Source organism: Streptomyces sp. NPDC059989, from assembly GCF_042736975.1.
In the GTDB taxonomy this organism is placed as follows: Bacteria; Actinomycetota; Actinomycetes; order Streptomycetales; family Streptomycetaceae; genus Streptomyces.
This window is the reverse complement of record NZ_JBHWUO010000119.1, coordinates 1-5,404: the sequence shown is the minus strand read 5'-3', so window position 1 is coordinate 5,404 and position 5,404 is coordinate 1. Positions and strand designations below refer to the sequence as shown.

Sequence of the window (5,404 nt, the reverse complement as noted above, 5' to 3'; positions counted from 1 at the left end):
GGAGCCGGCAGCCGAAGAGGAAGGTTGATAAGCCACCCCGACAGCCTCCCACCCACACGGCCACCACACCCACTGAACTTACGAAAAGATCAGTAGAGCCTGTTGTGAAAGTCCTGGTCGCGTGAGGTCTGGCGTCCATGGGGGGCGTCGTTGTCAGTGGTGCTGTGCATGATCGGCGCGTCAGCTTTTCGCGGAGGTAGGGAAGTGCCATGCCGATCACAAACCAGCAGGTAGCGGGACACGCGTTCCTGCGGCAGATGTACGACGACTCGTACTTCCCTGATCACGTGGTCGACCAGGGGAAGGCGATCCTGCTGCGACTGTGCGAGCGCATTGAGGCCGAGCGGCCGTCGGACCTGGAGAGCTTGTATGCACTCACCCAGGCTGCGACGGAGGAGTTCAATCTGCTGGACAGGGAGTTCGTGGCGGCCGGGAGCGAGATCGAGACGGTGGCGCGGGAGTGGATCTGTGACGAGTTCTGCTTCGTCGCGTCGGCATACGGGTTCACGGAAGCGGAGGCCGAGGAGCTGACCGCCGGCCGGGACTGGTAGACCAGGACGGGATGGCTACCTCCGTTCAAAGCCACTCGTTGATGGCCGCGACGAGCACGGTTGCCTCGTAGCGGACGGCGAGCTTGTCGTAGCGGGTGGCGACGGCGCGATGTCTCTTGAGTCGGTTGATCCCGCACTCGACCGCATGGCGTTCGCGGTAGTCGGCCGGGTCGAAGTACGGTGGCCGGCCGCCGCGGGAACCGAGCTTCCGGCGGTTGCGCGCCTGGTCGGCCTTGATGGTGCAGCGGATTCCGCGTCGGCGCAGGTAGGCGCGGTTTCTGCGGGAGGCGTACGCCTTGTCGGCCCGCACGCGGTCGGGTCGGACGCGTGGCCGGCCCGGACCGATGCGGGGCACACGGACCTTCTCCAGCACCGGTTCGAACTGCGGCGAGTCCCCGCGTTGTCCTGCCGTCACCACGATCGACATGGGCTTCTGACCTTGCTCGACGGCCAGGTGGAGCTTGGTGGTGAACCCGCCGCGCGACCGTCCCAGCCCATGATCATGGGGCTCGGTGAAGAGGCCGCCCGGTGGTTCCTTCTGCAGGTCACCCTGCCTTCGGGCCCCGGCCGCGTGCTGGTGGGCGCGGCAGACCGTGGAGTCAACGCTGAGGTCCCAGACGATCGCGCCCTTCGCGTCGGCCAGGGACTGGAGCCGGGTGAGGATCCGCTGCCAGGTTCCGTTCCGCTGCCATCGGCGGAACAGGTCGTAGACCCGGTTCCACGGGCCGTACTCGACGGGGATGTCCCGCCACGAAATTCCGGTGCGGACCCGGAACCGTATGCCGTTGATCAGCTGCCGCCGAGGCCAGACGGGTGGCCGCCCCGCCCTGGCACCCTTCGGCAACAGCGGTTCCAGCACCGCCCACTGCTCGTCCGTGAGATCTCCCCGACCCATGAAGCGTGATCATTCATAACCCCAAGATCCACTTTCGACACACCGCCTAACACCCCGCTCTTGTCGTCCTGACGCGCGCTGGCCCGGCCCCGAGACCGGGGCCGGGCCGGCGCGCTCCGACGGGATTTGTGGGTCAGCGCAGAGTGAAGGGAGCCACGTGGCCCGTGGTGTCCGCTCCGCTGATGGTGAATTCGAGGTTGTAGTTGCCGTTCGGCAGGTTCCTCGTGCTGACGGGGAGGCTGTAGGAGGAGAGGATCGGGGTGTAGTTGAACCGGCCTGTGACGGGCCTGGTGACGGGGCCGGTGATGCGGCTGGCCGTGAGCGTGATGTTCGGGCTGGAGAGGTTGTTGCCGTTCGCGTCGCAAATCCGCAGGCTGATCACGACCTGGCCGAGCAGGCGGACGGGGCGGTTCGGGTCGTAGAGCAGGCAGATCCGGTACGCCACGTTGTAGGTGACGCTCTTGGTGGAGGGGTTGGTGGCGTTGTCCGTGGCGTTGACCGTGAACGTGCGCGAGCCGAGCGTCGAGGTGTTGATCGGGCTGCCGTTGGGGACCGTACCCACGCAGCTAGCCACCCCGGAGGTGACGTCGGTGCACGAGTAGGACGCGGTGACCGGCTGGCGGTACAGGTAGGTGCTGGCCGCGGGGCGCACGATGGTGATCGTCGGCCCGGCGGTGTCGAGCCGAACCGTGATCGTCTGGGGTGCGGAGGTGTTGCCGGCGGCGTCGGTGGCGGTGTACGTCACCGTGGTGACGCCGTTCGTGGTGATGGCCACGGCGGCGCTCGCGCCGGGGACGTCGGTGGATCCGATCGGCTGGGCTCCGCTCGCACTGTAGGTGATCTTCTGGACGCCGGAGCCGCAGGACCCGTCAAGTGCCCCGATGTTGACGAGTGTGGGGCTGGTGGTGTTCCAGCCGGCGCTGTTCGGCGTCGGCGAGATGGTTGCGAAGGTGGCCGGTGCGGAGGTGTCCGCGTCGTAGGTGAACCGGCCGGCGGGGGTGATCGGGCTGGTGCCGTTGGCGTTGGTCACGGTGACGTCCACGGTGCCCCGCGTCTGCTGGGGCACGTCCGCGGTCAGTTCCTCGGGCCCGATGACGTTCACGTTCGTGGCCGCCACGGACCCGAAGTTGACGGTGGCGCCGCTCGTGGGGAATTCCGTGCCGCGCACGGTCACAGTGTTCACGCACTGTGCGAGTTCGGGTGCGTGGTTCGGGGTGACGCTGGTGACGGTGGGCGGGGACAGCGTGACGCGGTCCATCGCGGTGCCCCAGTCGCCGCCCGCGAGGCCGCCGATCTGCTGGATCGTCCAGACGTCCTTGGGGTTGGCCGGGTCGCGGGCGGTGCCCGAGTAGTCGCCCCAGCGTGTCGGGGTGCCGCAGTTGCAGGTGTAGGCCTGCGTGCCCGCGGCGTAGAAGTCGCCGAACGTGTTCGCGGGGAAGTTCCCAGACGGCACTCCGATCGCCACCCCGGTGGGGAACATGGTGGAGGAGGAGGCGGTGAATCCGGAGAACAGGTCGTCCTCGTCGTTGAGCGTCAGCGAGCCGAAGTAGATGTCCCCTCCCACCATGCCGAGGTCGAGGTTGGTCGCCAGCGTCTGCGTACCGCCGGTCGAGATCTGGATGTACCGCTGGCAGGCGTGGACCGCGGTGTCGCCGACGGGGGTGCAGCTGACGTTGAACACGCCCCACAGGCGGTTGTTCTGCCAGGCGACCGACAGCATCCGGTCGTCGTTGGTCTCGACGGTGGCGTCGCCCCCGGCCGGCTGGGCCGCGTCCGGCGGCGCGGCGGCGGCTCCGATGGCGATGGTGTTCTCGGTCAGGTTCACGGCGCTGACGCCGGGCACTCCGGTGATCGTGGTCACCACCACATTGGTGGCGTCGCGCGGGTCGTGCTCCATCGCGAGCTGGTCGTTGATCGCCGACAGCGAGGTGGCCGGGACGACCTGGAACTTGGTGTCGTCCTGGCCGAACGTCGTGAGGTCGACCGTACCTCCGGCCAGCAGGTCAGCCTTGCTGACGACCACGGTCACCACTCCCAGGAACTCCCTGGGGGTCGTTGTCCGGTCGTAGTTGTTCCAGCTGAGCGTGACCTTGTCGTTGGAGTAGCCGAGTTTCGGCTGGTCCTGCAGGACGTTGGTGGTGTTGCTGCCGGCGATGTAGACGGTCCAGTTCCCGCGGGGGTCGGAGGTGTCGCTGACCGCGACGTCGACTTCGTCGCCGCCGCCCAGGAGTCCCTCGTACGCGGCGAAGAAGCGGCCGGACCCCGCGTCGTAGTGCACCCGCGGATCACCGCCCGTGTTCGCCGCGAAGCCGAAGAAGGCGCCCAGGTCGAAGGGGGCGCCGACCGCGGTGCCGGCCTTGTCGTAGACCTGACCGGAGCGGTTCACGAACTCGACGATGTGGGTGGGGCCGACCGCCAGCTGTGCGTCGGAGGGAACGGTGTTGTCCACGTTCCCGAGGGTGGGGAACGTCTTCAGTCGCTGAATGACAGCCGTGGACGGCACCGCCTTCGGCCGAGCGCCGGCCTTCCCGTCTTTCGGGGTCAGGGACGCGGTGGTGACCGGCAGACTCGCCTGCTGTCTCGGCCCCTCGGGCGCCGGCCCCTTTGGAGGGGCAAGGTATGGCTGAACCTGCGTCTCGGTCGAGCGCTTTGGCCGCGGCAGGGACCGTACGTCCACACGCCGCTTCACCGGGACCCGCTCCAGCGTCCCCTCGCCGTCCGCCCGCGACGGGCCGGCAGCCGTAGGCGGGACGCCGGGACGCGGCTCGGCGGCCGCTCCGCCAGCCGGCGAGACCACCGTGAGAGTGACGGCGAGCGCGAGCAACAGTGCGCGCGGCCAGCCGTGCGCCGCACGGAGCACTCGCCGGTTCACTCCGGGAAGCCGTCTCAACGACATGGGCTCCCCCCGTCAGACCGCTTCGGAAGTCCGGTCCCGCCCGTGGATCGCCAGCGGGCGGTCGTTGTCCTGCAGTAGCCGATGACCATGGGCCGGTGTCTAAAGGTTGTTGCAGAAGGTCTGTCGCGGGCAGGGTTGGGTGGTGTTTGACCTGCTGTTTCACCCTGTCATGGCGAGGTTGTGCATGGTGGCGACGGCTTGGACTGCGTGGTGGAGGCCGTCGCCTTTCTGGCGGCAGTCGCGGAGGATCTTCCAGTTCTTCATCCGGGCGAAGGTGTGCTCGACGCGGGCTCGGACCCTGCGGTGTTCGGCGTTGTCCTCTTCCTGGCCGCGCAGGAGGGGACGTCCGGCTCGCCTGCGGTGCGGGACGATCAGCCCGGTGCCTAGGTAGGCGCCGTCCGCGATGACCGTCGTCCCGGCGGCCTGGGTTGGCAGGTCAGACTCGCGCCAGACGTGGACATCAGCCTTGTTGCCCGGGGCCGGGCGGGCGCTCGCGACGACTAGGCGGCTGTCCGCGTCGATGATGACCTGCACGTTCGCCGAGAACCGGTAGTTGCGGGACGAGGCGGCTACGGTGCGGTCGCGGACCGGGATCAGAGTGCCGTCCACGATCCACAACCGGTCCACGTCGGCGACCGGCCGCGGGGCCGGCTCCAGCGCCAGCAGCGGCCGCAGGCGCTGAATGACCCGGCAGACGGTGGCCGGGTCCCGAAGAGCGGAGCGAGTTGCCGCATGGTCAGGTTCGTGCGGTAGTACACGGCCACCAGCAGCACCCGGTCGCGCAGCGGCAGGCACCAGGGCCGGCCGCCACCGGGCCCGTTCCCGCCCCGCTCCCGCACCACCTTCACCAGCCTCGCGAACCGCTCGATCCGCAAGCCCGTGAACGTCTCCACCCACACCGGCTCAGCCCGCAACACCCCACCCATACAGGAAGAATGCCCCGGGCCGAGCCATCTGCAACAACCTTTAGGCAGTGTCTTCAAACTGGTTTGATCCAGAGGAGGAGGGACGCGATCGTGACGGCTGCTTGGTAGGACTCCCGGGTTTTGTCGTATCTGGTGG

The 5,404-nt window shown here is 68.4% G+C and carries 3 protein-coding genes and 1 pseudogene; 1 reads left to right on the top strand and 3 read right to left on the bottom strand.

Annotation, left to right across the window (positions count from 1 at the left end):
- The first annotated feature begins 209 nt into the window (after positions 1 to 209).
- Positions 210 to 551, top strand: a complete 342-nt coding sequence (locus ACFWBN_RS39585) for a DUF5713 family protein (RefSeq protein WP_385186662.1) — start codon at positions 210 to 212, stop codon at positions 549 to 551.
- Positions 552 to 576: 25 nt separating this feature from the next.
- On the opposite strand, the gene ACFWBN_RS39580 is transcribed toward ACFWBN_RS39585, so the two are convergent.
- The 3 genes and pseudogenes from ACFWBN_RS39580 to ACFWBN_RS39570 all read right to left on the bottom strand — a co-directional run bounded on the left by ACFWBN_RS39580 (position 577) and on the right by ACFWBN_RS39570 (position 5,268).
- On the bottom strand, positions 577 to 1,446 hold the full coding sequence (locus ACFWBN_RS39580; RefSeq protein ID WP_385186660.1) for an IS5 family transposase: 870 nt from the start codon (positions 1,444 to 1,446) through the stop codon (positions 577 to 579).
- 133 nt (positions 1,447 to 1,579) lie between these two features.
- Entirely contained in the window at positions 1,580 to 3,895 is a 2,316-nt protein-coding gene (locus tag ACFWBN_RS39575; RefSeq protein WP_385186657.1) for an OmpL47-type beta-barrel domain-containing protein, read from the bottom strand.
- A 606-nt stretch (positions 3,896 to 4,501) separates the two neighbouring features.
- Positions 4,502 to 5,268: pseudogene (locus ACFWBN_RS39570) on the bottom strand (transposase family protein).
- Positions 5,269 to 5,404 lie beyond the last annotated feature (136 nt).

Excerpts from the sequence above, each read along its gene's own strand:
- ACFWBN_RS39585 (WP_385186662.1), top strand. The coding sequence starts at position 210 with ATGCCGATCACAAACCAGCAGGTAGCGGGACACGCGTTCCTGCGGCAG.
- ACFWBN_RS39580 (WP_385186660.1), bottom strand. The coding sequence starts at position 1,446 with ATGGGTCGGGGAGATCTCACGGACGAGCAGTGGGCGGTGCTGGAACCG.